This is a genomic window from Burkholderia ambifaria AMMD, from assembly GCF_000203915.1.
In the GTDB taxonomy this organism is placed as follows: Bacteria; Pseudomonadota; Gammaproteobacteria; order Burkholderiales; family Burkholderiaceae; genus Burkholderia; species Burkholderia ambifaria.
Genome location: NC_008390.1, coordinates 1,351,242 through 1,375,056, shown reverse-complemented (window position 1 = coordinate 1,375,056; position 23,815 = coordinate 1,351,242). Strand labels below are relative to the sequence as shown.

Annotated in this window: 22 protein-coding genes; 7 read left to right on the top strand and 15 right to left on the bottom strand. The window is 69.4% G+C overall.

Features of this window, described 5'->3' with window-relative positions:
- Nucleotide 1: 1 nt before the first annotated feature.
- On the bottom strand, nt 2-2,317 hold the full coding sequence (bcsB, locus tag BAMB_RS06365) for a cellulose biosynthesis cyclic di-GMP-binding regulatory protein BcsB (RefSeq protein ID WP_011656580.1): 2,316 nt from the start codon (nt 2,315-2,317) through the stop codon (nt 2-4).
- A gap of 298 nt (nt 2,318-2,615) precedes the next feature.
- Here bcsB and BAMB_RS35205 point away from each other — a divergent pair, with 298 nt between their 5' ends.
- Together BAMB_RS35205 and BAMB_RS06360 are read left to right on the top strand one after the other, a co-directional pair.
- The gene (locus BAMB_RS35205) at nt 2,616-2,882 is read left to right on the top strand and encodes a hypothetical protein (RefSeq protein ID WP_127456355.1); all 267 of its coding nucleotides are present in this window, start codon (nt 2,616-2,618) and stop codon (nt 2,880-2,882) included.
- A gap of 50 nt (nt 2,883-2,932) precedes the next feature.
- Entirely contained in the window at nt 2,933-3,166 is a 234-nt protein-coding gene (locus BAMB_RS06360) for a diguanylate cyclase domain-containing protein (protein WP_232625456.1), read from the top strand.
- 46 nt (nt 3,167-3,212) lie between these two features.
- Here BAMB_RS06360 and BAMB_RS06355 read toward each other — a convergent pair whose 3' ends face one another.
- The 4 genes from BAMB_RS06355 to BAMB_RS06340 all read right to left on the bottom strand — a co-directional run bounded on the left by BAMB_RS06355 (nt 3,213) and on the right by BAMB_RS06340 (nt 7,508).
- A complete protein-coding gene (locus tag BAMB_RS06355) occupies nt 3,213-3,665 on the bottom strand; it encodes a hypothetical protein (protein ID WP_011656577.1) in 453 nt (150 codons plus the stop codon).
- On the bottom strand, nt 3,665-5,068 hold the full coding sequence (locus BAMB_RS06350) for a phosphatase PAP2/dual specificity phosphatase family protein (protein WP_011656576.1): 1,404 nt from the start codon (nt 5,066-5,068) through the stop codon (nt 3,665-3,667). Before BAMB_RS06350 ends, BAMB_RS06355 begins: the two co-directional genes overlap by 1 nt.
- The gene (locus BAMB_RS06345; RefSeq protein ID WP_041491146.1) at nt 5,065-6,834 is read right to left on the bottom strand and encodes a bifunctional alpha/beta hydrolase/class I SAM-dependent methyltransferase; all 1,770 of its coding nucleotides are present in this window, start codon (nt 6,832-6,834) and stop codon (nt 5,065-5,067) included. Before BAMB_RS06345 ends, BAMB_RS06350 begins: the two co-directional genes overlap by 4 nt.
- 68 nt (nt 6,835-6,902) lie before the next feature.
- Nucleotides 6,903-7,508, bottom strand: a complete 606-nt coding sequence (locus BAMB_RS06340) for a CDP-alcohol phosphatidyltransferase family protein (protein WP_011656574.1) — start codon at nt 7,506-7,508, stop codon at nt 6,903-6,905.
- 450 nt (nt 7,509-7,958) lie between these two features.
- Here BAMB_RS06340 and BAMB_RS06335 point away from each other — a divergent pair, with 450 nt between their 5' ends.
- Together BAMB_RS06335 and BAMB_RS06330 are read left to right on the top strand one after the other, a co-directional pair.
- Entirely contained in the window at nt 7,959-8,591 is a 633-nt protein-coding gene (locus BAMB_RS06335; RefSeq protein WP_011656573.1) for a lysophospholipid acyltransferase family protein, read from the top strand.
- A gap of 36 nt (nt 8,592-8,627) precedes the next feature.
- A complete protein-coding gene (locus BAMB_RS06330; RefSeq protein ID WP_011656572.1) occupies nt 8,628-9,557 on the top strand; it encodes a phosphatidate cytidylyltransferase in 930 nt (309 codons plus the stop codon).
- 59 nt (nt 9,558-9,616) lie between these two features.
- On the opposite strand, the gene BAMB_RS06325 is transcribed toward BAMB_RS06330, so the two are convergent.
- The 6 genes from BAMB_RS06325 to BAMB_RS06300 all read right to left on the bottom strand — a co-directional run bounded on the left by BAMB_RS06325 (nt 9,617) and on the right by BAMB_RS06300 (nt 16,491).
- Nucleotides 9,617-10,441, bottom strand: a complete 825-nt coding sequence (locus tag BAMB_RS06325; protein ID WP_011656571.1) for a hypothetical protein — start codon at nt 10,439-10,441, stop codon at nt 9,617-9,619.
- A gap of 33 nt (nt 10,442-10,474) precedes the next feature.
- A complete protein-coding gene (locus tag BAMB_RS06320; protein ID WP_011656570.1) occupies nt 10,475-11,248 on the bottom strand; it encodes a hypothetical protein in 774 nt (257 codons plus the stop codon).
- Between the two features lie 122 nt (nt 11,249-11,370).
- The gene (locus BAMB_RS06315; RefSeq protein ID WP_011656569.1) at nt 11,371-13,200 is read right to left on the bottom strand and encodes a methyl-accepting chemotaxis protein; all 1,830 of its coding nucleotides are present in this window, start codon (nt 13,198-13,200) and stop codon (nt 11,371-11,373) included.
- A 283-nt stretch (nt 13,201-13,483) separates the two neighbouring features.
- Nucleotides 13,484-13,795 carry an AtuA-related protein gene (locus BAMB_RS06310; RefSeq protein ID WP_011656568.1) on the bottom strand — a complete coding sequence of 104 codons (312 nt, stop codon included), beginning with the start codon at nt 13,793-13,795 and terminating at the stop codon, nt 13,484-13,486.
- A complete protein-coding gene (locus BAMB_RS06305) occupies nt 13,795-15,156 on the bottom strand; it encodes an acyclic terpene utilization AtuA family protein (RefSeq protein WP_011656567.1) in 1,362 nt (453 codons plus the stop codon). The genes BAMB_RS06310 and BAMB_RS06305 overlap by 1 nt, the downstream gene beginning before the upstream one ends.
- Nucleotides 15,157-15,192: 36 nt before the next feature.
- Nucleotides 15,193-16,491, bottom strand: a complete 1,299-nt coding sequence (locus tag BAMB_RS06300) for a CitMHS family transporter (protein ID WP_011656566.1) — start codon at nt 16,489-16,491, stop codon at nt 15,193-15,195.
- A 97-nt stretch (nt 16,492-16,588) separates the two neighbouring features.
- Between BAMB_RS06300 and BAMB_RS06295 the strand changes: the two genes are divergently transcribed.
- Nucleotides 16,589-17,485, top strand: a complete 897-nt coding sequence (locus tag BAMB_RS06295) for a LysR family transcriptional regulator (protein WP_011656565.1) — start codon at nt 16,589-16,591, stop codon at nt 17,483-17,485.
- A gap of 55 nt (nt 17,486-17,540) precedes the next feature.
- Here the strand turns inward: BAMB_RS06295 and BAMB_RS06290 are convergent, their stop codons facing one another.
- Entirely contained in the window at nt 17,541-18,119 is a 579-nt protein-coding gene (locus BAMB_RS06290) for a flavin reductase family protein (RefSeq protein ID WP_011656564.1), read from the bottom strand.
- A gap of 121 nt (nt 18,120-18,240) precedes the next feature.
- The gene (locus tag BAMB_RS06285; RefSeq protein ID WP_011656563.1) at nt 18,241-19,023 is read right to left on the bottom strand and encodes a hypothetical protein; all 783 of its coding nucleotides are present in this window, start codon (nt 19,021-19,023) and stop codon (nt 18,241-18,243) included.
- A gap of 395 nt (nt 19,024-19,418) precedes the next feature.
- On the opposite strand from BAMB_RS06285, the gene BAMB_RS06280 reads away from it, so the two are divergent.
- Nucleotides 19,419-20,579 (top strand): porin, encoded by a 1,161-nt coding sequence (locus tag BAMB_RS06280; RefSeq protein WP_011656562.1) that lies wholly within the window; start codon nt 19,419-19,421, stop codon nt 20,577-20,579.
- 440 nt (nt 20,580-21,019) lie between these two features.
- The gene (locus tag BAMB_RS06275) at nt 21,020-22,234 is read left to right on the top strand and encodes a lytic transglycosylase domain-containing protein (protein ID WP_011656561.1); all 1,215 of its coding nucleotides are present in this window, start codon (nt 21,020-21,022) and stop codon (nt 22,232-22,234) included.
- 73 nt (nt 22,235-22,307) lie between these two features.
- Here BAMB_RS06275 and BAMB_RS06270 read toward each other — a convergent pair whose 3' ends face one another.
- Together BAMB_RS06270 and BAMB_RS06265 are read right to left on the bottom strand one after the other, a co-directional pair.
- On the bottom strand, nt 22,308-22,628 hold the full coding sequence (locus tag BAMB_RS06270; RefSeq protein WP_041491145.1) for a hypothetical protein: 321 nt from the start codon (nt 22,626-22,628) through the stop codon (nt 22,308-22,310).
- A 273-nt stretch (nt 22,629-22,901) separates the two neighbouring features.
- Nucleotides 22,902-23,648, bottom strand: coding sequence for a MipA/OmpV family protein (locus tag BAMB_RS06265; RefSeq protein ID WP_011656559.1), 747 nt, complete (start codon nt 23,646-23,648; stop codon nt 22,902-22,904).
- Between the last annotated feature and the right edge of the window lie 167 nt (nt 23,649-23,815).

Sequence of the window (23,815 nt, the reverse complement as noted above, 5' to 3'; positions counted from 1 at the left end):
GTTACATCCCCCGTCGACGCGCGGCGATTCTCTGCAGCACGCTGAACACGCCGAGCGCGAGCAGCAGCCCCGCGGCGACGCCGACCACGCCGAGCACGACCGGATGCCGCGCCGCCTGCGTCCAGACGCGCGCATACCACGGCACGAAGCCGACCACGTACGGCTCGCCCACACGGAGGCTGTCCACCTGCCCCGGCCGCACCAGCGCGAGGTCGCCCTGCAGCTGCGACACGAGGCCCGGCTTCTCGAATACGTCGAGCAGATCGGCCAGGCGCGTCTGGTCGGTCGCCGTCAGCGCGACGACGCTGCGGCCGTGGCTGCCCGGCAGCTCGAAGCCGGCGAGCGCGGCGAGCGAGCCCGTCTGCTCGATATGCGCGCCGCCGTCGGCCATGCCGATGCCGTTGCGCCAGCGTTCCTTCACCGAGAAGGCGACCCGCGTCGCGCCCGTGCCGCCCTGCTGGTCGATCGTCAGCGGCAGCGCGGCGCGCCAGTGCGACAGCAGCGGCGACGCGGGCGAGCCGTCGATCACGAGCAGGTCCTTGCGCCCTGCCAGCGCGGCGACGTCGCCGGGCCGCGCAACCTCCACGCGCAGCGCCGGGAAGCCGGTCCACTGGCCCATGTGGCCGAGCATCGTCAGATAGGCTTCGAGCTCCTGCGGCGATGGCCGGTCCGGGATCACGACGGCCGTCTGCGACAGGTCGGCGAAGCGCGTGAACGGGAAGCCGCTGTTCGCGAAGAACGCGAGGTTCGGCAACTGCGCGTAGTGGACGAAGTGCGAGAAGTCGATCGTCGAATCGGGATCGATCGCCGCGCGCTGCGGCTCGGTCGCGGTGCTCGAGCAGAGCCCCGTCTTCTGCGAATCGAGCGTGAAGCGGAACTGCAGCTGATTGCCGCTGCCGACGCGAAACGCCGGGATGTCGACATCGCTCGTCACGCGCCCTTCCGGCACCGCGAGCAGCGGCAGCTGCATGCGCCCGCGCGCGTCTTCCGCATGGGCCGGCCCGAGCCGGTACGACTTCACGAGCTGTTCGTTGATCTCGACGGCGAGCGTCGAGTCGTCCTGCACCGTCGGCGCCGTATAGCGGTAGCGCAGCGTGATCGGCACGCCCGAGCCGTTCCACGAATGGAGATCGGCCGGCACGCGCAGGTTCAGGCGGATCGCGTCGGGCGTCGTGCCGCGCACTTCGAGCTCGCGCGGGTCCGACACGAGCTCGCGGAAGGTGATCGGCCGGTTCACCGGCAGCCAGCGCGGCGCGTCGTACGGTTTGCGGGGCGCGCCGAGATCGACGTGCGCGACAGTGGCCGCCGGGCCCGACAGCGCCGCACGGCCGAGCACCAGCGCCGCGACCGCGTCGTCGACTTCGGCCGCCGTGCGGCCCGTCACGACCAGCAGCTTGCGGCCCGGCGCGGCCGGGTTGTCGGCCACCGCGAGCAGCGGGCCGTTGACCGACGGCAGCGCGAGGCCGGCCGGCAGGTTCGCGGCCGTGCCGACCACCACCGCCTGATCGTCGGCCGGCAGCGTCGCCGCGACCGGGAAGCGCGCCTGCCGGTAGTCGGCCTGCGCGCCGAACCACGACGCGAGCACGCCGGCGCTGCGCAGCGTCGCCGAATCGGGCGATGCCGGCAGCACGAACGGCAGCCGCAGCAGCCCGTTGTCGCGCCGGTCGAAGAACGGCGCGGGCAGCAGCGCGAGGTCGTTCGGCAGGCGCAGCGGCGATTCGTCGAGGATCAGCTCGCTCGTTGGGCTCACGTCGGCCCACAACGCCGAGTTCGACGGGTCCTCGCAATGGTCGAGCGTGTAATGCGCGATCAGGCGCAGGCCGATCTGGTTGAAATCGGAGAAGTAGCGCGGATCGATCGGGATGTCCTGCGTGACCGTGCGGCCCGCGCGCTTCGCGTCGAACGGGACCGTCGCGATCACCTCGCCGTTCATCGACACCTTCAGGTGCGACATGGGAAACACCAGCGACGGCGAATACGCGTAGGTCAGACGCAGCCGCGCGCCGGTCACCACGCGATCGAGCCGCACGCCCGCGTTGATCGTGCGCGCGTCGTCGGCGCCGCGCAGGCGCACCGGATCGAATGCGCCGAGCGACGCGAACGGCAGGTGCACGGTCGTCGTCGGCAGCCCGGCGGACGCCACGCTGGCGGCATTCGGCACGGCCGCGCCGCTGGCGGGCGACGGCGCGGCCGGAGTCCCGGCGGACGCCGACGCGGCAGCAGGCACCGCCGGCATCGGTGCGGCCGACAGCGCGGCTGCATGGAGCGCGCCGAACGTGGCCACCGACAGGACGAACAGCGAAACGGCCGGCTTCATGCGCGGCTCCGCATCGTCGTGATCGTCCGGTTATCAAGCGCGTCGCGACCGACGCGCGCACAGCAGCTCTGCCCGCGAGTGCACATCCCCACTGCTTCCCCTCAATGTCTGGCCTGAATGCAATTATCGAAACGACGCGGCGAACTCTCTGGCTGCCGATTCGTCAGACGGTGCGCGCGCCTGGCACAGGCGCTCGCACATTCGTCACACTATCTCAAAATCAGGGCGAAACTCACCGTGATTCGCGCTGACGAAGCGAAAAACAACTCAATTCGGTCGGAAATGCTGCGCGCCGCGATTGAATGGCAAGAATTACGCCGTTGCTGCCTGCCGGACCGGCCGGCATACTGCCGGCGCGCCCGGACTGGCCGGTCGAACACCCGACTACCGGCCGAATGCCGGTTGCGACCCCTTGCGGGCCGCCCGGAATGCGCTGCCGCGCGAGCGGCGCGTATGCTACCGCAAGCTCGCGCCGAGCGCCGCGCTTTCTTCATGGAAAACTGACTTGGATCAATTCGTCGACACCGCCACGCCGTCCCCCGAGGCCTCGATCTGGGCGGCGTGATGGCTTAGCGCTCGGATACGGTTGCGCCGGTGGGCGGCGACGAGTTTGCAGTGATCCTGCCGAACGTCGGCGGCCGCGACGACGTCGACGCGCAACGCGCCCGGCTCGCGCGGAAGGTTGGCGAGCCGTTCGAATTCGACGGGCATCCGCTGCGGCTCGGCGTCAGCGTCGGCATCGCGATGCTGCCCGACGACGGCACCGACATGAACGCGCTGATCGAACATGCGGATCGGGAGATGTACGAGGTGAAGCGCACGCGGACGCGGCGGGAGGCGCAGGTGTGACGCGTGACTCAGATCGCGTCTGGCCGCCCGGGCCACGCACGCACGACTAACCCACCCGCGGCACCGCGATCGCCAGCCCGACCACGATCCACTGCACGATCGCGACCAGCACGGCGGCACGGCACAGCCCGACCGCGCCGCGCACGCGGTCGTCCAAAGCGCGTCCGGCCTTCCCTGCATCGATCCAGCCGAGCTCGACAAGCGCGCGATCGAGCGCGGCGAGCCCGTCGTCGACCGACGCATCGCACGACGCCGCCCGCGCCAGCGCGGCGAACAGCCGGCGGTCGATCTCGATGCGCACCGCGTACCACAGCGCGGCAATCCCCGACCCGGTACTGACCACGGCCAGCAGCACGCGCGCGATCGTCGCCGGCGCCCAGCCCGACGCGATCCACCACCCGGCGCCGGCCGCGGCCAACGCGGCCGCGATCGCCCACGCGCCCGCATCGAGCGCACCGCGCGCGGCGGCGATCCGGAACGGTGCGGACGGGTCGCGCATCACGGCCCTCCCGTCACGCGGCGGCGGTCGATCCAGTCCTGCAGCACGGCCACGCCGTCGTCCGACCATACCGCGCGCGGCCGCACCGCCCGTACCGCCGCGAGCGCGTCGCGCGCATCGCCCAGCCCGCGCCGCGCGGCGACCCACGCGGCCGCGCACAACACGCTGCGCCCGTAGCCGAGCGCGCAGCAGACCAGCACGTCGCGCCCTTCCGCATGCAGGCGTTCGAGTGCCGCGACGGCCGCCGCGAGCTGCGCGGGCGTGGGCGCGACGAGGTCGAGTTGCGGCACCGCCACATACGCGAGAGACGCGTCGGTCGCGGCCCAGCGCGGCATCTCGGCCGTCAGGTCGACGAGCGCCGTGAAGCCGTGGCGCCGCACGTCACGCGTGGTCGGCGTGCGGCCGATCCACACGCGCTCGTCGATCCGCACCGCCGCCGGCTGCCGGAACGTCCATAACCGCGAATTGACGAACGCCCCGGCGATCGTCGGCGCGAGCAGCCAGCGGACGGACACCGGCAAGCGGCCCGCATCGTCCTTCTGGAACGCGCCGGGCGCGCCGCGCCAATAGATCGACGCAACGCACGCGAGCGCCAGCGCACCCCACCCGGCCGCCAGCGCCGCGCACGGCGCACGCGGCACGCAGTAAAGCGCCGCGAGCGCGACCAGCGCCGCGCCGAGCGCGTAGCGGCGCGCCAGCGCGCGGCCGGCGGCGGACGGGAAAGCGGCTGCACCCGGCAACCGCCCCGCGGCGTCACGCAATGGAAACAGGAACAACGCGAAACAACCGACGGCCGCGCCGGTCGGCACGTCGATCATGTGATGCTGATAAGTCGTCAGCACCGACACGCCGATCGCCGCGAACCACGCATGCAGCACGATGCGCGCGGCGGTGCCGCGCAGATGCTTCGCATAGACGGCCCACAACACGACGAGCAGGCCGATGTGCAGCGACGGCGCCTGGTTGAACGGCTTGTCGAATCCCATCAGCAGCGTGAACAGCGCGCCGGCCGCGCCGCCCGCATCGGGCCGCTCGAAGCCGAAGCGCAGCGGCCATGCGATGAAGCACGCGACCGAGATCAGCTGCACGGTCAACAGCCGCTTCACGTGATCGAGCAGATCGTCGCGGCGAGTCCAGAAGAAGAACGACAGCGCGTACAGCAGGTCGATCGACCAGTACGGCACGATGGTCCACGGCACGAACGGAATCGCGTGCTCCCAGCCGAACGCGAAGGTCGGCACCTCGGCGCGGCGCGCGGCGAGCCAGTTCGCGAAGCCGTAGGTCGAGAAGAACACCGCGCCCATCGCCGCGAGCCAGCCGACGCGCAGCGCGAACGACGCATCGCGCGCGCCGGCCGCCGGCTCGGCCAGACCGCCGCCCGCGCCACCGCCGAGCGCGCTCACGACGCGTCGACCCGCTGCGCGAGGCTCACCGTGAAGATGCCCATCTCGTCGATGCGCTGGTCGAGCTTGCGGAAACCGGCGCGCGCGACGAGCTCGTCCATCTCGGCCTGCGAGCGGCGGCGCATCACCCAGGTCGCGTCGCCGCGATGGTTGTTCAGCGCACGCGCGATGAATTCGAGCTGCGGATGCCACGGCTGCCCCGTATAGACGAGATAGCCGCCGGGCGGCACCGCCTGCGCGAGCCCGCGCAGCGAGCGCTCGATCAGCGCGTTCTCGCCGAACAGTTCATACAGCCCCGACACGATCGCGAGCGTCGGGCGCGGCTCGAGCGTCGCGAGCGACGCCTCGTCGAACGCGTCGCCGCGCTCGAAGCGCGCGATCGGCTCGAGGCCGCGCTGCGCGATCAGCACGCGTCCGGCCTCGACGTTCGGCGGGCTGTAGTCGCGCAGCGTGATGTCGTCGGGCGCCGCGCCGTCGCGTTCGGCGGCCGTCGCGATCGCGTCGAGCACATAGCGTCCGTGCCCGGCCGCGATGTCGACGATCCGCACGGGTTCGCCGAGGCCGCGCAGCCGCCCGATCGCCGCGCCGATCAGCTCCTGCAGATGCACCTTGCGCTGACGGATGCCGACCCAGCCCGGCGAATCGAGATAGGTGCGGTCGATCAGCGCGCCGACGCCGAGCCGGCCCTGCGCGCGGTTGCGGTACACGTAGTCGAGCGTCGAGCCCGAATCGAAGCCGAGCCGCAACCCGAGCGCGATGCCGTCCGACAGCGCGCCGCCTGCCTTCAGCCCCGCCCGCGTGATCGCCCAGTACGCGCGGGCGAACGGGTTCGCGGGCGGCCGGCCGAGCGCCGCGTATTCGTCGTGGAATGCGCCGCGCCGGTCGGCGTCGGCGAGCGACACGCGCGGGCTCGGCGTATCGAACTCGCGCAGCACGAAGGTGCGCAGCGGCGCGAGCGCCTGCGCGCGGTCGCGCTCGCCGAGCGTGTCGTGATAGAAGCCGGGCAGCACGATGCGCTCCTTGCGCACGGCGCCGAGCCGCTCGAAGAAGCGGTCTTGCGGGCCGCGATGGACGACCCAGTCGGCGCCGGAGATCAGCAGCTGCGTCGGCACGGTGATCGCGGCCGCATCGGCGACGATCCGCTTCGCGGTGTCGTGCAGGTCGAGCAGCATGTTGACGGCGATCGGCCGCGTGATCAGCGGATCGGCCGCATAGCTCGCGATCCGTTCGGGGTCATGCGTGAGGAATTTCGGTTTCACGTAGCTGTTCACGTAGAACAGCCCGCGCAGCTTGTGCATCAGCCGCAGCCCCGGCCGCGCGAACGGCACGTAGAGCTTGATGTGGAACGCCGGCGACGCGACCACGAGGCAGCGGATCGGCGGCGCGTAATCGTGTACCCAGGTGGCCGCGAGCACCGCGCCGACGCTCTGCCCGACCACGGCGATGTCCTCGATCGCGATGCCGTGCGTGTCGCGGATATGCTCGACGAAGATCTGCAGGTCGCGCACCGACGCGGCCGCGCTCGGGCTGTAGCCGCGCGCGCCGGGCGAGCGGCCGTGGCCGCGCGCATCCCATGCGAAGAACGCGAAGTCCGGCAGGTCGAGCTCGTCGACGAGATGCGCGACGCGCGCCGAATGTTCGTGGCCGCGATGCAGCAGCACGATCGCGCCGCGGCAGCGCGGGCCCGTCGCGGGCCAGTGACGATAGAACAGCGTTTCGCCGTCGTGCGTGATGAAGTCAGCCTCGCGGGCCGTGCGTGCGCTCATGCGTTTCTCTCGTTTCGTTGTTCGAATCATGCGGCGCCGCCCTCAGGCGCCGGCCCATCCGTTGACCGTCAGCCGCCCGCTTCGGCGACGCCGGCCTGCACGCGCCGCACCACCGTCACGATCGACAGCACGATCAGCACGCGCCACAGCCACGCGGCGACGCTGCCGACCGGCAGGCCGAAGCCGATCCACAGCGCGAACGCGCCGAGCGCGAGCGCGCGGTCGCTCTTGCCGAACGGGCCGTCGTAGCGGCGCGTCGCACCGGCGAGCGGGCCGATCAGCCCCGCGCATTCGACGATGACCGCCATCAGCGCGAACAGCCAGACGTCCGCCGGAGCGAACGCGGGAATCGCGAGGAACGGCAGCACGAGCGCGACATCGGACACGACGTCGCCGAGCTCGTTCAGGTACGCGCCGAGCGTGCTCTTCTGCCCGTGTTCGCGGGCGAGCATGCCGTCGATCGCGTTGAGCGCCATCCGCGCGAACAGCCAGATCGGGATCAGCAGGAACAGCACGCGGGCGAACACGCCGAGCCCCGCGAGCGCGCCGACGACGATCGAGCCGCCGGCCGCGAACAGCGTGACCTGGTTGGCGGTGACGCCGCGCTCGGCAAGCGAATCCGCGAACGGACGCAGACGGTTCTGGAATTTCGGTTTGAGTGCGTAGAGGCTCATCGTTTTATTGGTTCTGCTCATTCGGACACGTTTCCAGCCGCCATGCCCCGGGCGGCGCAACCGTCGGCATCGACGGCTTTTCGACAGGTGGCCGTAATCGTCGCCGAGCGGCCCCGACGCGTCAAGCAGCACGCCGCTGGCGCCGCGCGGGCAATCTGGCGTTTTTGACGGAAACTCGCGATAATCCGCTGGCCCGATCGCAGCAAGATCCATTCGAACTGCAAACGGGCGCTCGTGCAACAGGCGATTATCACGCCGCCGACCGGCGACCGCGCCGCGACGTCCGCCGGCGCATCGTCCGATTATCGCGGCCCTGCGACAGGCAGCCACGAATTTGAAAAAACTTAAACAATGGCCGTCCGGTGCGCATCCTGCCGCGCCGGCATTCCGGGATTCCGCCTGCCGCGCGTGCGCGGCCGCGGGAGCATGCAGGCAGGAGGCGCGGCGCCGATGAACATCCTGAACGTCTGGCAGCGCGATTTCCTGCTGTCGATCGTCCGGCTCGTCGCCGGCGCGTATCCGGTCTGGCATCAGGCGCCGCCGTCGCCGACGCAGAAGATCTACTTCTCGAACCACACGAGCCACATCGATACGCTCGCGATCCTGGCCGCGCTGCCGCGCGACGTGCGCGCGGTCGTGCGGCCGGTCGCCGCGCGCGACTACTGGGACAGCAGCGACCTGAAGCGCCATATCGCGCAGAAGCTGCTGAACGTCGTGCTGATCGACCGGCATCGCGAAAACGGCGGCAATCCATTGGATCCCGTGCGCGATGCGCTACGGCAAGGCCACTCGATCATCATCTTCCCGGAAGGCACGCGCGGCGCCGACGTGCTGCCGCAGCCATTCAAGAGCGGCCTGTTCCATCTCGCGACGGAGTTTCCCGACGTCGCGCTCGTGCCGGTCTATCTCGAGAACCTGCAGCGCATCATGCCGAAGGGCGCGATCTGGCCCGTGCCGCTGATCTGCAAGGTGCACGTCGGTGCGAACGACGCGCTCGGCGCCGGTGAAGACAAGCCGGCCTTTCTCACTCGCATGCGCGACGCGATCGTCGCGCTCGCGCCGCCGCAGCGGCCGGCCGGCTGATCGCGGCGCCCTCCTCTCCCTTTTCCGGACCTCTTCATGCGAACTCTCTTCTGGGAACTGGTCGCGGGCGTCACCGGCGTGCTGGTGCTCGCGACGGTGATCGGCGCGATCCTCGGCGCGCGCAGCGGCGGCGCGAGCGCGACCGTCGTCAACCTGAATCAGCGCATCCGCGCGTGGTGGGCGATGATCGCGATCATGGTCATCGCGATCAGCCTCGGCAACAACGTCACGTACCTGGTGTTCGCGCTGCTGTCGTACCTGACGCTGCGCGAATTCATCACGCTCACGCCGACCACCGCGAGCGACCATACGACGCTCTTCATCGCGTTCTTCGTCGCGATTCCGGTGCAGTACGTGCTGCTCGGGATCAACTGGTACGGGATGTACTCGATCTTCGTGCCGGTCCACCTGTTCTTCGCGATGTCGCTGGTGTCGGCGCTCACGCAGGACACGCGCGAATTCCTGAGCCGCAACGCGAAGATCAACTGGGCGCTGATGGTCTGCGTGTACGGACTGAGCCATGCACCGGCCGTGCTGATCCTCGACATTCCGCGCTACGCGGGGCAGAACGCGCTGCTGCTGTTCTTCTTCCTGTTCGTCGTGCAGATCAGCGACGTGCTGCAGTACGTGGTCGGCAAGCTGTGCGGGCGACGCAAGATCGCGCCGCGCCTGTCGCCGTCGAAGACGGTCGAGGGCTTCATCGGCGGCGGCCTGCTCGCCACGCTGTGCGGCGCGTCGCTGTATCGCGTGACGCCGTTCAGCTTCGGCGCGGCGTTCGGGATCTCGCTCGCGATCGTGATCGCGGGCTTCGTCGGCGGCCTCGTGCTGTCGGCCGTGAAGCGCTCGCTCGGCACCAAGGACTGGGGCTCGATGATCGCGGGCCACGGCGGGATGCTCGATCGCGTCGACTCGATCTGCTTCGCGGCGCCGGTGTTCTTCCACCTCGTGCGCTACGTGTACGTGTGACGGGCGGGCGGCGCGATGCCGCCCGGATCCGCGGTTCTGCGGTACCCCGCACGGGCCGCTCAATACCCGTCGCGCACGGCCTTCGGCACGATGTAGCGGCCGCGCGCCGCGTCGAACTTCACCGTATGGCGCGCGTGAATCGCGCGATTGCCGCGCGTGCCGGTCTCGGTGACGATCAGCGGATAGACGCTATCGTTGACGCTCGTGTCCGGCGCGATCGCGAAGCGGCGTGCCTCGCAGCGCGCGGGATCGTTCGCGCATTCGTTCGATTCCGCATTGTCGAGCGCTTCGTCGATGCGCGCCGCCGCCGGCACCAGCGCGTCTCCGTACGGCAGCCAGATCGAGCGCATGCTTTGCGTATAGCCTTGCCGCGAGTCGCTGTTGCCGAGAACGAAACCGAACAGATGCGGCCCAAGCCGCTGGATGCTTACCGTGCCCGGCTCGCCGCGGCCGCCGGACACGATGCCCGTCTTCTTCAGCGCCGGTTCGAGCGTCGCGCCGTCCTGCGAAGGACGAAGCACGTACAGGTCGATGGTGCCCGGCGTCGCATCGGAATCCATCCCCGGCATGCCGTTCTGCACGGCGTCCTCGGTCTCGCCGCACATCGCGAGCAGCGTGCGCGGGCCGTCGGCCGTCGCGACGCGCAGCGATCCGCACGACGCGTAAATGAAATCACCGGCGTCCGACTGCCAGCCCTTGCGATCGGCGCGCCAGTTGCCGTAGGTGTCGTGGATGAACTTTTGCAGTTGACGCTCGGGATGCGCCGGCTCGGCGGCATTGGCCGGTGATGGCGCGACGAGCGCGGTGAGTGCCGCGACGGCGGACAGTGCGGCGAGGGTCGCCGCGGGCAGCTTGATACGCGATTTCACGTTCCGGATGTCCATGTCGGAGTTCGATTGGGTGAGTCAGGCCGGCGATCACGGTTGCCGCGGCGCGATGCCGGTACCGTCGCGCTTCAGCCGCGCTGTCGGCACCCAGCCGTCGGCCCGGCTTTTCGTGCGGGGGTTCAGGTAGGTGACCGACGTGAACCGGCCGTATTCGGTTCGCGCGGCGACGTGATCGTGCTCGACGATGAACAGCCCGCCGATTCGGCATGCGTCATCCGGCGCGGAAAAGAACGGCAGTCGCCCCTTGCCTGTCACGATGCGTCCCGCGTCGCGGATCGTCACGACGTCGCCCCGCTCCTGTGCGCGACGGTTCAGCGCGTCACAATCGATCGCGCCGGGAGCGGATGCGATGGTCCTGGCAGGCGCGGCCGGGGCGATACACGTCGATATGTAGCGCGACAGCGCGTGCGGGTCGATCGCCAGCACATCAGGCTGCGCCGGATCGCGCGTGACGTCGAGCGCACGCAACGCATGTGCGTCGAGCGTGACCCAACCGATCGTCGCGTCCTGGTTCGGCGTGCCCGGATGGTCGGGCTTCACGAACAGCCTGACGCCGTACACGCCTTCCGGTTGACCGGTCAGCTCCGCCGGCTCCGCATGGATCGCGCGCCGCTCGAACGCGGGATGCCGCAATGCCGGCACGATCAGTCGTGTCAGCCCTTCGTCGCACGACACGGGCACCGCCGCGTGCGCGGCAGCTACGCCCAGTCCCGCCAGCGCGACATACACCGCAATCGCCGCGAACCATCCACCGCGCATGGCCGCGCCCTTCACGCCCTCCAGCGTGATGATCTCGTTCTTCATTCCAGGATCCGGTCGATGCGCGCGGCCCCTGCCGCACGCGCGGGCGATGCCCGCGAGGCCGTAGCGTACACGCACGGCGCGGCATCGCAAGTGCGCATCGCACTCGCCCGGCGCGCGCCGCGTCACACCCGCGCGGTATCGGCCGTTTGCGGCTGCGCCAGCTTGAATTCGCCCACTATTTGCGCGAGCTGCGCCGCCTGCTCGCGCAACAGCGCCGCGGCCGCGGCGGACTCCTCGACGAGCGCCGCGTTCTGCTGCGTCGAATGATCGAGCTGCGACACCGCCTGGTTCACCTGCGCGAGGCCGGTGCTCTGCTCGTTCGCCGCCACCGTCATTTCGGCGATCACGCTCGTGATGCCGCGCACGCCCTCGACGATCTCGTCCATCGTGGCGCCCGCCGTGTGCACGAGCCCCGACCCGCCCTCGATCTTGTCGACGGACGCCTGGATCAGTTGCTTGATTTCCTTGGCGGCCTGCGCGCTGCGCTGCGCGAGCGTGCGCACCTCGCCCGCGACGACCGCGAAGCCTCGCCCGTGCTCGTTCGCGCGTGCCGCCTCGACGGCCGCATTCAATGCGAGGATGTTGGTCTGGAACGCGATGCCGTCGATCACGCCGATGATGTTCGAGATTTCGTTCGACGCCGCCGTGATCTCGCCCATCGTCGCGACCACCTGGCTCACCACCTCGCCGCCGCGCATCGCCACGCCCGACGCCGATTCCGCGAGGCGGTTTACCTGCGTCGCCGCGTCGGCCGAGTTGCGCGCCGTGCCGGCAATCTCCTCGAGCGCCGCCGCGGTTTCCTGGAGGCTCGACGCCGCATGCTCGGTGCGGCCCGACAGGTCCTGATTGCCCTGCGCGATCTCCGCGCTCGCCACGCTCACGGATTCGCTGAACCCGCGGATCTGCAGCAGGATCGCCGAAATCTTTTCCGCAAACAGGTTGAACGCGCGCGCGATCTGCGCGGCCTCGTCGTTGCCGTCCGCCCGCAGCCGCTTGGTCAGGTCGCCGCTCCCGCTGGCGACGTCGGTCAGCGCATCGCGCACCAGCAGCACGCGCTTGAATGCCGCGTTCGTCAGCGCGCCGACGAGCGCGGCCGCGATACAGGCCACGATGACGATGGCCACGAGCGTCGTCGTCGCGACGGCCCGCATGCCGGCCGTCACGTCCGACCGGTCGAGCGCCATCACGAGCGACCAGTCGGTACCGGCGATCGGTTGCGCGCGCAACAGCTTGGTCACGCCGTCCACCGCGATCGCCACCGGCTCGCTCGCGCTCTGCAGGCTCGCGAGGTGCTCGGGCGTCAGTTCCGGCGACAACTGCACGGCCGGTTTCATGATCAGGTCGGTCTTCGCGCCCGCGATGAGGCGCCCGCCGCGGTCGACGAGAAACGCGAAACTCGCCGGCGTCGGGTGCATCGACGCGACGATCGCGCTCGCGCGTTCCATGTAGAGACTCGCCGCCAGCACGCCCTTCAGCGTGCCGCCGCGCATGATCGGCACCGCGAATGCAAACGCCGGCTTGCCGGTCGACGCGTCCTGATACAGCGCGGTGACGACGAGCCGGCCGGCCTCAACCGCCTGCTTGTACCACGGGCGCGCGGTCGGATCGTAACCGGGCGCGAGCGGGATGTTCGAGAAGGCCGTGTGGTCCGGCAGGCCGAGCGTCAGCACCTGGAACCCGCCCGACTTGCCGAGCAGCGTGAGTGCCGGCAGCGGATCGCCTTCGCCGACCGCCAGCGTATCCGCCAGCGCCTGGGTCTGCTGCGCGCGGCCGGCGACCCACTCGTCGAGCGCCAGCGCGTGGCCGGCCAGGACGGACTGGAGGTTCCGGTCGATGGTTTCGTCGTTGTGTCGCTTGACGACCTGGTACACGAGGCCGCCGGTGACGGCGAGCGCCGTGACGACGATAGCGACGCAGGTCGCCACGATCCGGGCGCGAATTGATGACAGCATGATGACGACGATCTCCGGTTGCGCGTTGTTATCGGACAGTTAATGAGTACGCAAACGGATTTAACGACCGGCCGTGCGGCAACTTGAGGTTAGACTGGTCAGACCATGCAAAAAAATCTGCGGAGACACCCGGCTCGGCCTCCGGAGTCTCGCGCCGTGCCACGCCCGTACGTTACAGGCGAACCAGTCGAGCACGCAGGCGCGGCGCCGCGAACGGCCGATTCCGCAACCGCGAACGTGACCATGAGCGCACGCCCCGCCAGCGACGCACACCGTCACATCATCACGCCGGCTCCGGCACCTCGATCGCCAGCAGCGCCGAACTGACCGACTTGCCGTGCGCGTCCAGCGCGAGCGAGCGCGTGACGCCGCCGCCCAGCGCATCGCGCAGCACGAAGTTGAACGCGGCCAGCGCCGGCAGCTCGTAGCGCACGACGTCGCCGTGCACGATGCCCGCGAGCCACGTCTTCACCGCCCGCGCATCGAGATGCGTGCGCAGGTGCTCGTAGTGTCGCGGATCGCGGCAGATGACCGACACGTTCAGCGTATTGCCCTTGTCGCCGGTGCGCGCATGCGCGAGTTCACGCAGTTGCATCAGGCCTCCACGAATGAAAACGACGGCGTCACGGCCGCGCGCGGCAGCAGCACCGACTGCACCGCGATCACCTCGCGGGTCGACTTGAACGCGCCGCCGCCGCCGGCCGGCCCGTTCGTATACAGCGTCTCGACTTCATTGCCGATCCGCGCGGCCTCGGCGGCAGTCGCCGCGCGGCCAGCCACCCGCACGCGGACTTCGGCCGGCTCGCCGCGCACGACGGGCGTCGCGTCGCCGTACAGCGCGTCGACGCCGATCAGATCGGAGCGCAACTCGGTCGCGGCCACGCCGGTGAGCGCAAGCCGCTCGCGCACGATGTCGAGCGCGAGCCGCGCGCGCGCCAGCGCCCCCGGCCCGCCGTACGAGATCTGTCCTTCGCCGATATGACCGTCGACATACGCGACCGACACCTTCAGGGTGTCGGGGCGCGCGGTGCCGCGCCCGCCCGTCACGCGCACGCGGTCCGGCGCCTCCTCCGCGACGGCCACGCGCGTGAAATCCGCGACGACGTCGGGCTGCAGGTAGCGCGCCGGATCGTGGATCTCGTACAGCAGCTGTTCCTTGCAGGTCGCCGCGCTCACGCGGCCGCCCGCGTGCGGCACCTTGGTGATCACGACCGAGCCGTCGGCCGCGACCTCGCCGATCGGGAAGCCGAGCCGCGCGAGATCCGGCACGTCCTTGTAGCCGGGGTCGGCGAAATAGCCGCCCGTCACCTGCCCCGCGCATTCGAGCAAATGGCCGACGACCGTCGCGGCCCCCAGCGTGTCCCAGTCGTCCATCCGCCAGCCGAACGCATGGATCAGCGGCGCGGCGAACAGCGACGGATCGGCGACGCGCCCGGTCAGCACGACGTCCGCGCCGGCCGCGAGCGCGTCGACGATCGGCGCGGCGCCGAGATACGCGTTCGCGGATACGATGCGCTCTCGATACGCGGCGACTTCGTCGCCCGACTCCTCGAAGCGCAACGCGCCGCGCAGCACGACGTCGAGCACGTCGTCGCCTTCGACCGCCGCGACCTTCAGCCCCGCGAGGCCGAGCGACCGCGCGATCTGCGCGGTGCGCCGCGCGGCCGCGCGCGGGTTGGCCGCGCCCATGTTCGACACGATCCGCACGCGCTTGGCCGCGGCCACCGGCAGCACGGCCTGCATGCGCGCGTCGAGCAGCGGATCGTAGCCGAGCGACGGATCCTTGCGCCGCGCCTGCTGCGCGATCGCGATCGTGCGCTCGGCCAGGCATTCGAAGACGAGATAGTCGAGCTGTCCGTGTTCGGCCAGTTCGACCGCCGGCTCGATCCGGTCGCCCGAGTAGCCGGCGCCCGCGCCGATGCGCACGCGCCGTTCGTGTGGTGGCTTTGCTGTCATGTCGGTACCGTCATCCGGCGCGCGCGCCGGGAACAATCAAAAAACGCCCAGCACGACGCACGCGATCGTCATCACGATCGAGGCGCCGAACAGCAGCGGGAACGTGAACTTCTGGTGCTCGGCCAGCTCGATCCCGCACAGGCCGACGACGAGGAACGTCGCGGGCGTCAGCGGGCTGACCGGAAAGCCGGTCGTCATCTGGCCGAGCAACGCGGCCTGCCCGACATGCACGGCCGGCACGCCGAACTGGCCGGCCACCTCCGCGATCACCGGCAGCACGCCGAAGTAGAACGAATCGGGATCGAACAGCATGCTGAGCGGCATCGACGCGAGGCCGAGCGCGACCGGAATGTGGCCGGCCATCGACGGCGGCACGAAGCCGACCGCCGCCTGCGCCATCGCCTTCAGCATGCCGCTGCCCTGCATGATCCCGGTAAACACCCCGGCCGCGAGCAGGATGCCGGCCATCATCAGCGCCGCGCGCGCATGCGCGTCGATGCGCTTTCGCTGCATGTCGACGTTCGGGTAGTTCACCATCAGCGCGACGCACAGCCCGACCATGAACATGATCGCCGGCGGAATCTTCTCGCCCATCACGACCATCGTGCCGAGCACGACGAGCGTCAGCACCAGGTTGAACCAGAACAGGTGCGGCCGGCGCAGCGCCTGCTCGTCGGGCGTCAGCTCGCGTTTGGGCAGCGGAATCGATGCATCGTCGCGCGACAGGCCAAGCCGCTTCTCCTCGCGCCGGCCGAGCCAGTACGCGACGCCGAACACGAACACGAGCCCGATCGCCTGCACCGGAATCAGCGGATTGAACAGCGCCGACACCGGCAGGTGCAGCGACGCCGACGCGCGAATCATCGGCCCCGTCCACGGCAGGAAGTTGATCCCCGCGGCCATCGACACGGCCGCGGCCAGCACGCGCCGGTCCATCTTCAGGCGGTCGTACAGCGGCAGCACCGCGGGAATCGTCACGAGAAAGCAGACGGCGCCCGAGCCGTCGAGGTGGATCAGCAGCGCGAGCAGCGTCGTGCCCATCACGATGCGCGTGGGCCGCGTGCCGACCGCGCGCAGGATGCGATCGATGATCGGATCGAGCGTGCCGGCGTCGGTGATCGTCCCGAAATAGAGGATCGCGAAGACGAACATCCCGACCACGGGCGCGAGGCCCTTCAGCCCGTCGATCACGAATTTGCTCGTATGCAGCCCGAAGCCGCCGATCAGCGACGCCGCGATCGGCACGATGATCAGCGCGACGAGCGGCGACATCCGCTTCGACAGAATCGCGGCCAGCAGCACGACGATCGTGCCAAGCCCGAGTAACGGCAGCATCCGTGTCTCCTACCTTGTCTTTTGTTGGAGACGAGCGTAAGGTCGGCGCAGCAATAGCACAATTGAAATGATTTGATCGCAGCAATCACGAATCGTTATGGATCTGAATCTTCGCGACATTCGCGCGTTCGTCACCGTCGCCCACGCCGGCAACTTCACGCGTGCGGCCGCGCGGCTGCATCTGTCGCAGCCGGCGCTGACCGTGCAGATCCGGCGGCTCGAGGAAATCGTCGGCGCGCGGCTGTTCGACCGCAACAGCCGCAGCGTCGCGCTCACGCAAACCGGGCGCGAACTGCTGCCGCTGCTGCAGCGCTCGCTCGACGACATGGAGCGCGTGCTGCGCGATGCGCGTGCGCTCGGCGAAGGCGCGAGCGGCACGGTGCGGCTCGCGTGCCTGCCGACCTTCGCGTCGAGCCTGCTGCCGGAGCTGATCCAGTCGTTCCGGCACGACGTGCCGCGTGCGGGCTTCGAGATTCGTGACGGGGTCGCGAGCCTCGTCACCGCGCTGGTGCGCAACGAGGAAGCCGATCTCGGCCTGACGGGGGGCGATGCGTTCGATGCGTCGCTGGAGGTGCTGTACGTGGGCGCCGACCGGCTCGTCGCCGTGTGCCCGAAGGATCATCCGCTCGCGCGCAAGCGGCGCGTGCGCACCGCCGACGTCGCTGCCGTGCCGCTCGTGCTGACCGCGCGCGGCACGAGCGTGCGCGGCGTGGTCGATGCCGCACTGGACGCGGCCGGCTGCACGCCCGACATCGCGTGCGAGCCAACCTACATGATGACGGCCGTCGCGATGGTGCGCGGCGGACTCGGCGTGACGATCCTGCCGGCGACCGCGCGCGAGGTGCGCGCCGAGCCCGATCTCGTCGCGAAGCCGATCGACGACCCCGCGTTCGTGCGGCCGATCGCGCTCGTCGTGAAGCGCGGGCGCACGCTGCCGCGCGTCACGCAGGCGTTCGCCGACGCGATGCTCGCGGCATTGAAAAAGCGTGCGTGAGCCGCGCGCCTGGAACTGCGGCCGAGCGCCGGCCGGCGGCTTACTGTGGGTCCGGCTAGCCCGGATCGACGTGCAGCGATTCGCCGATCGCATAGAAGTTGCCGCCCGCGATGTAATGCAGGCTGCGCAGCGCCGGATCGGCCGATTCGAAATACCAGTGACCGTCGCGGAACACGCGCGTGTCGGACCACGCGCCGACCACCTCGCCGATGAACAGGTCGTAGGTCTGCTGGTTGTGCGGCTCGTGAATCAGCTTGCACGCGAGCCAGCCGGAGCAGCCGGCGACGAACGGCAGGTCGTGGCCTGGCACGTCGAACAGCGTGACGCCCGCGTCGCGCAGCTTGTCGGGCCGCTCGGCGAGACTGTGGCTGCCGACCGCATGCGTGAGCTGTAGCTGCGCGGCCGTCGGCACCTGGATCACGAACCTGCCGCTGCGCTCGACGAGCTCGCGCGTCTTCGCGGACTTGTCGAGCACGACCGTCAGCTTCGGCGGCAGGAAATCGAGCGCGCAGGCCCATGCGGCGGCCATCACGTTGTCGACACCGTCGTGGCGGGCCGACACGAGCACGGTCGGGCCGTGGTTGAGGAGACGGTAGGCTTTCTGCAGCGCCACCGGCGCGATGTGACTGTCCATGCGGGTTCCCTGGTGAGCGGCGCGGCGCGCGCCGGCCGAAGGGCGAATTCTCGCACTCAATGCCGATCGCCGCCGACGCTGCGCGCGCCCCGCCCGGCACATGCCGGCGCGCCGCGTGGCATCAGCGCCGCCCCGCCGCCCAGTCGAGCGCCGCGTCGAACAGCGCGAGCCCGGCCGGCGACAGGTTCGCGAACGTGTCGTTGGCGAGGAAGAACATCACGCGGCGTGCCGGCGCGAGCGCTTCGTAGTCCATCGTCGCCCCCTTCTCGTACGCGAAAATCGCGGCCTTGTCCGGCTGCCCGTACACGGTCGCGATCGTGATCGCGCCGAGCCCCGGCCTGCCCCAGCTCATCGGCGCCTGCTTGCCGTACACGTCGGCCACGCCGGCCGGCAAGCCGGCCGAGATCGAATGCGGCGCGTTGACGAGCCACAGATAGCGTTCCTTGCCCGTTTCGCCGAAGTCGACGTCGTGGCGCTTGCCCGTCATCGCGAGATCGTCGAGCAGGTCGTTCTCCCACGTGACGAGCGGCTTGTCGAGCGTGCGCCAGCCGGGCCGCACGTTCTTCGACGACACCGTCGACGAGATCACGACGAGGTCGGCATCGCGCGCCGCGTCGGGCGTCGCGCTCTCGTCGATCAGCCGCACCGCGTAGCCGCGCTCGCCGAGATGCTGGCCGATCCGTTCGTCGACCTTCAGGTTCGGGCCGTGCAGCTGCACGAGCATCGCGACGCGCGTGACGGCCGGCGCCGCAACCGCCGCCGCTGCATCGGCGGCGAGCGCAGGCGCGCTGGCCGACAGGCACGCGCCCAAGGCGAACGCCGCACCCGCGAGCGAGCGCAACGCGCGCCGCCGCGTGCCGGTAATCGCGGCGCGCGCGGCGCCCGTCTTGATCTTCCGGTTCATCAGGTTCTTCTCCGAAGCCGCGCGTCGTCATGCGCGACGTGCGGCGATTGCATGAAACAAGTGGGACACGTGCAATAGCATATTCGGGCCGCATCGCGCGATTCGATTCCATTAAATAATGAATTGACGAATCCATGACAAACGCCGTTTTAGCGAAATCCGACCGAAAATCCCCCGGAATTATCACGAATCCAGCAATACGCCGATCTCACTATCTTGAAATTCAGGTCGATTAGCACACAGCGCACAATAATCTGAATCTCTCAACAGGCCTTTGCGCAGCATGCGGCTGTCTGCTTTAGGTCACATCGGAGAATTCCATTTTTGCCGTTCGGCGGCGGCTCTGTAGTCTCCTGCCATTCCGGTTCACCCACGCCCATGGCAAGGAGATGAAAATGAAACGCACGACCCTCTCGCTGATTTCGCTTGCGTCGTTCGCCGCGATCCCCGCCGCGCACGCGCAGTCGAGCGTGGCGCTGTACGGCGTGATCGACACGTCGATCACGTACGTGAATCACGCGCAGGGCAAGGACAACGCATGGATGCTCGGCAACAGCAGCGCGGGCAACCTCTCCGGCAGCCGCTGGGGCGTGAAAGGCACCGAAGATCTCGGCGGCGGGCTGAAGGCGCTGTTCCAGCTCGAGAATGGCTTCGACCCGAGCAACGGCCGGCAGGGCCAGGGCGGCCGCCTGTTCGGCCGGCAGGCATTCGTCGGGCTGACGAGCGAGCGCTACGGCACGCTCACGTTCGGCCGCCAGTACGATCCGCTCGTCGACCTCGTGCAGGGCATCACCGCCGACAACTATCTCGGCAGCGTGTTCGCGACGCCGGGCGACGTCGACAACTACGACAACAGCTTCCGCGTCGACAACGCGGTGAAGTACACGTCGGCCGTGTATTCGGGCCTGCAGTTCTCCGCGATGTACTCGTTCGGCGGCATCGCCGGCAGCACCGGCGCCGCGCAGTCGTATTCGGCGGCCGTGTCGTACAACAACGGGCCGTTCAGCGTCGCCGGCGGCTACTTCCACGCGACCAACAGCCCCGCGTCGAACGGCCTGCGCGACGGCTGGACCAGCTCGTCGGACGGCACCTTCGACGGCCCGATCAACAGCGGCTACGCGAGCGCGCATTCGATCGGCATCGCCCGCATCGCGGGCCAGTACGTCGCCGGCCCGTTCACGTTCGGCCTCGGCTACAGCAACGCGCAGTACCGTCGCGACGCAAGCTCGGCGTTCGACTCGAACGAGCACTACAACACCGGGCAAGGCTTCGTGAACTACCAGGCGACCGATGCGCTGCTCGTCGGCGTCGGCTACAGCTATACGCGCTCGGGCGGCGATACGTCGGCGACCTATCACCAGGTGTCGGCCGGCGCGGACTACAGCCTGTCGAAGCGCACCGACGTGTACCTGAGCGCCGCGTATCAGCATGCGAGCGGCCAGACCGGCGACGGCCACGGCGGATCGATGGCCGCGCAGGCGTCGATCGCGTCGTACGGCTATGCGGGCACGAGCTCGCAGACGATGGTCAACCTCGGGCTGCGTCACCGCTTCTGAGCGACGGGGGGCGGCTGTGGGCGGTGTCGTGATGTCGCGGCGCCGGCCGGTCGGTATCGGATCGCGGATGCCGGATGGCGGATTCGCCAAGACGGCGGCTACGGCCGCCGCCGCCGTTTCCAGTTCGCGCAGCGGCGGCCGCACCATGTTCGTTTCACATCGCTGCATGATTCATCGCAGTATTCCGCATTCACGGAGCAACTGACGCGCGACGTCAGTATTGCGACTCCGCTCGAGCGTCGGCATGCGCGCGAAAATCAGCCGTTTTTACCGATTCCATCCGATCGCGCGGCGATCCCGGCGCAGCGGAAAATGCGCGATAAACGCACCGGCAAATGCAAAGGAAAGTTTGACGCGAGCCATTTGACTGCGCGCTATGGCACACTTCGCGTCTGCGTAATTTCCTTGCACCGGGCGGCCGGATCCCGCCCCATCCTGCCATGCCGCGTCATACTGCCCGTTCGATCAGCCACGCCACGCCGAAGATCGCCGCGACGATCGCGCTGTCGTGCGCGCTGCACGGAGCCGCGTGGGCCGATTGCCTCGACGACGCAGCCACGTTCCAGCACGTGAGCGTGAGCCTGTTGCGCGGCATCGCGCAGGTCGAATCGGGGATGAATCCGAACGCGATCAACACGAACACGAACGGCACCGTCGACATCGGCCTGATGCAGATCAACAGCACCTGGCTGCCGACGCTCGCGCGCGAAGGCATCACGCGGGAAAGCCTGTTCGATGCGTGCACCAACGCGTACGTCGGCGCGTGGATCCTGTCGCAGAACATCCGCCAGCTCGGCGCCAACTGGACCGCGATCGGCGCGTACAACGCCGCGTCGCCCGACAAGCGCCTCGCGTATGCCCGCAAGGTCTATGATGCAATCCGGACCATGCCGGATTCGCCGGATACTCCCATGCCCATCCTGCCTCCTTCCTTTACGCCGCCGCAGCAGGTGCAGGCGTACAACCCGTTCGCGAGCCTGAGCGTATCCGCGCCGCCGGCCGCACGGGCCCGCACGCTGTCACCGGCCGCCCCGCCGCCGCCGCAAGGCGGTCCCGCCGGCCCGGCCGGCACGTACAACTTCGGCTGGACCGTCACGGGCGCCGACCAGGCCAAGCCGACCCAGGTGTTCGACGACGGCGCGCGGATCTACGTGCAGTTCAGCGACATGAAGCATATGCCGGCGATCTTCACCGAAACGTCGTCCGGCCGCGTGCTGATGTCGTGGGAGCTGCAGTTCCCGTATGCCGTTCTGACGCGCCCCGCGCAAACGTTGATCTTCCAGCTCGGGCCGTTCGAGGCGCGCGCGCAGCGCGGCGCGGCGGGTGCAACGACGCAGGCAGGAGCTGGCGCGGCGGCGGGAGCATCACGTTCGGGGGCAACGACGGCTGCCACGACGCCTGCGGGGAAACCGCACGCGAATGCATCGGCCAAGCGCACGGCGTCGGCCGACGCGCTGTGGTATCTGAACACGCCGTCGACATCGGGATCGGCAGCGACGGCGAATACCGCCCCAACGACAACCTCGTCGGCGTCGTCGAACACGCCGGCCACGTGGCCCACCGCGGTGACGTCGAATACGCCGCCGCCGGCCGCCACACCTCAGGCGCCAGCCGCGCGCGTCAGCACCGACGCGCTCTGGTATATCTCGAAGTAACGCGCACGGGTTCGCACGCCCGTCGCGGCCGGCAAACGGCATGCGACTCGGCCGGCCCCGCCGGCCTCATCGATCACCCGCGCCGCACCCAGATCACCTTGCCGTCGCGAATGCCGAGGTCGCGGCGCTCCTCGCGATAGTCCATCGTGCCCGGCAGCGACTTGCCGTCGCGCTCGAGCACGCGCCACAGGCAGCCGTCGAGCAGTGCGGTCGCCTCGGCTTCGGTCTTGCCGATCAGCGCATCGTCCGGCGCCGCGTCTGCGCTGCACATCGGCGCGGTGTTTCGCGCCGCGCCGCCGACGGTCGCGTTGGGGTGCTTCGTGTTCATGTCCCCACATCCTGAAAAGGTTGCGCTCGCAACGAGTGCAACGAGCATCGCGATCGTGTTCTTCACTGGCTTCTCCGTGTCGCGGCCCGGCGATCCATGTACGACAGTCGCGCACGGCCGGGCATTGCATGCGTGATGGGTGTCGCGCGTCACCGGCCGCTTCCTGACGGGTGCCGGCCGGCACACGGCGGCGTTGCGCGACGCGGTCGAATCGATTCGGCGTGTGTGCGTCGCAGGCCCGGCGTGGTGCCGGAGCCGCCTGCATGTTACCGCATGCGATGCCCGGCAACGGCGCGACGCCAACGCATCACGGGCGACATGCGTGCGCCAGTCTTTCGTTCAGAACTTGTAGGTCGCGCCCGCCATCCCGTAGTAGTTGCTGCGCGACTGGACGATCGGGCTGTCGCCGTAGCGGCCGAGCAGCCGCGTCACGCCGCCCGTCGCGAGCACCGACCAGTGCCGCGACAGGTTCCAGTTCCATGCGACCGACACCGTCGCACTGTCGATCCCGCCGCTCGTCGAATAGGGCCGGAAGCGGCTCGTCATCGACTGCGCATCGGTCACGCCGTAGAACGTCTGCGTATAGCGGCCGGTGCCGGCATGCACGCTGCCCGTCACGACGATCTCGTGCTGCGCGGTCTTGAACACCGGCACCGCCAGGTCGACATGCCCGGACACGCCGCGCGACGTATGCGTCACCGGCGTGTCGACCGTGACGCTCAGTTCGGCCGCGTCGAGCAGCGTCACGCCGGCCCGCACGCCGATGAGCACCGAGCCCGGAATCCGGCCCATCCCCTTCAGGTAGTCCGAACCCGGCAGGTCGAAGCGGTTCTCGTCCGCGCGGCCGGGGTCGTAGCTCACTGCCGCCGACACGAACGCACCGTGCGGCAGGTCCAGCCGGTAGCCGGCGCCTTCGCGACTATCGATGAAGAAGCCTTTGCCGAACTTCGCGGAAAGCCCCGGTGCGACGATGCCGCGATACTGGTTGCTGCCCGGGTAGCGCGGCGCGAACCCGCCGCCGAGCGAAATCGAATACTGGTTCTCCGCGTGAGCGGCCGCGGCAAGGGTCAGGCCGGCAAGCGGCACGCAATAGCGGGAACGGCGAAGGGTTGAGCGCACAATATTGAGATATGAGTGACGGAGCCCGCAGTCTAGGTGCCGCCGTGCAGCGGTGTTGTCCGTAATCTGCGGGGAATCTGTGCTCAATTGTGTTTGATTGTTCGCGATTGTCGTCCTGCTGCCCGGGGCGCCGG

What these genes read in the sequence shown, in the direction of transcription:
- bcsB (WP_011656580.1), bottom strand. Translation starts at nt 2,317, where the DNA reads ATGAAGCCGGCCGTTTCGCTGTTCGTCCTGTCGGTGGCCACGTTCGGC.
- BAMB_RS06355 (WP_011656577.1), bottom strand. Translation starts at nt 3,665, where the DNA reads ATGCGCGACCCGTCCGCACCGTTCCGGATCGCCGCCGCGCGCGGTGCG.
- BAMB_RS06345 (WP_041491146.1), bottom strand. Translation starts at nt 6,834, where the DNA reads ATGAGCGCACGCACGGCCCGCGAGGCTGACTTCATCACGCACGACGGC.
- BAMB_RS06340 (WP_011656574.1), bottom strand. Translation starts at nt 7,508, where the DNA reads ATGAGCCTCTACGCACTCAAACCGAAATTCCAGAACCGTCTGCGTCCG.
- BAMB_RS06335 (WP_011656573.1), top strand. Translation starts at nt 7,959, where the DNA reads ATGAACATCCTGAACGTCTGGCAGCGCGATTTCCTGCTGTCGATCGTC.
- BAMB_RS06330 (WP_011656572.1), top strand. Translation starts at nt 8,628, where the DNA reads ATGCGAACTCTCTTCTGGGAACTGGTCGCGGGCGTCACCGGCGTGCTG.
- BAMB_RS06325 (WP_011656571.1), bottom strand. Translation starts at nt 10,441, where the DNA reads ATGGACATCCGGAACGTGAAATCGCGTATCAAGCTGCCCGCGGCGACC.
- BAMB_RS06320 (WP_011656570.1), bottom strand. Translation starts at nt 11,248, where the DNA reads ATGAAGAACGAGATCATCACGCTGGAGGGCGTGAAGGGCGCGGCCATG.
- BAMB_RS06315 (WP_011656569.1), bottom strand. Translation starts at nt 13,200, where the DNA reads ATGCTGTCATCAATTCGCGCCCGGATCGTGGCGACCTGCGTCGCTATC.
- BAMB_RS06310 (WP_011656568.1), bottom strand. Translation starts at nt 13,795, where the DNA reads ATGCAACTGCGTGAACTCGCGCATGCGCGCACCGGCGACAAGGGCAAT.
- BAMB_RS06305 (WP_011656567.1), bottom strand. Translation starts at nt 15,156, where the DNA reads ATGACAGCAAAGCCACCACACGAACGGCGCGTGCGCATCGGCGCGGGC.
- BAMB_RS06300 (WP_011656566.1), bottom strand. Translation starts at nt 16,491, where the DNA reads ATGCTGCCGTTACTCGGGCTTGGCACGATCGTCGTGCTGCTGGCCGCG.
- BAMB_RS06295 (WP_011656565.1), top strand. Translation starts at nt 16,589, where the DNA reads ATGGATCTGAATCTTCGCGACATTCGCGCGTTCGTCACCGTCGCCCAC.
- BAMB_RS06290 (WP_011656564.1), bottom strand. Translation starts at nt 18,119, where the DNA reads ATGGACAGTCACATCGCGCCGGTGGCGCTGCAGAAAGCCTACCGTCTC.
- BAMB_RS06285 (WP_011656563.1), bottom strand. Translation starts at nt 19,023, where the DNA reads ATGAACCGGAAGATCAAGACGGGCGCCGCGCGCGCCGCGATTACCGGC.
- BAMB_RS06280 (WP_011656562.1), top strand. Translation starts at nt 19,419, where the DNA reads ATGAAACGCACGACCCTCTCGCTGATTTCGCTTGCGTCGTTCGCCGCG.
- BAMB_RS06275 (WP_011656561.1), top strand. Translation starts at nt 21,020, where the DNA reads ATGCCGCGTCATACTGCCCGTTCGATCAGCCACGCCACGCCGAAGATC.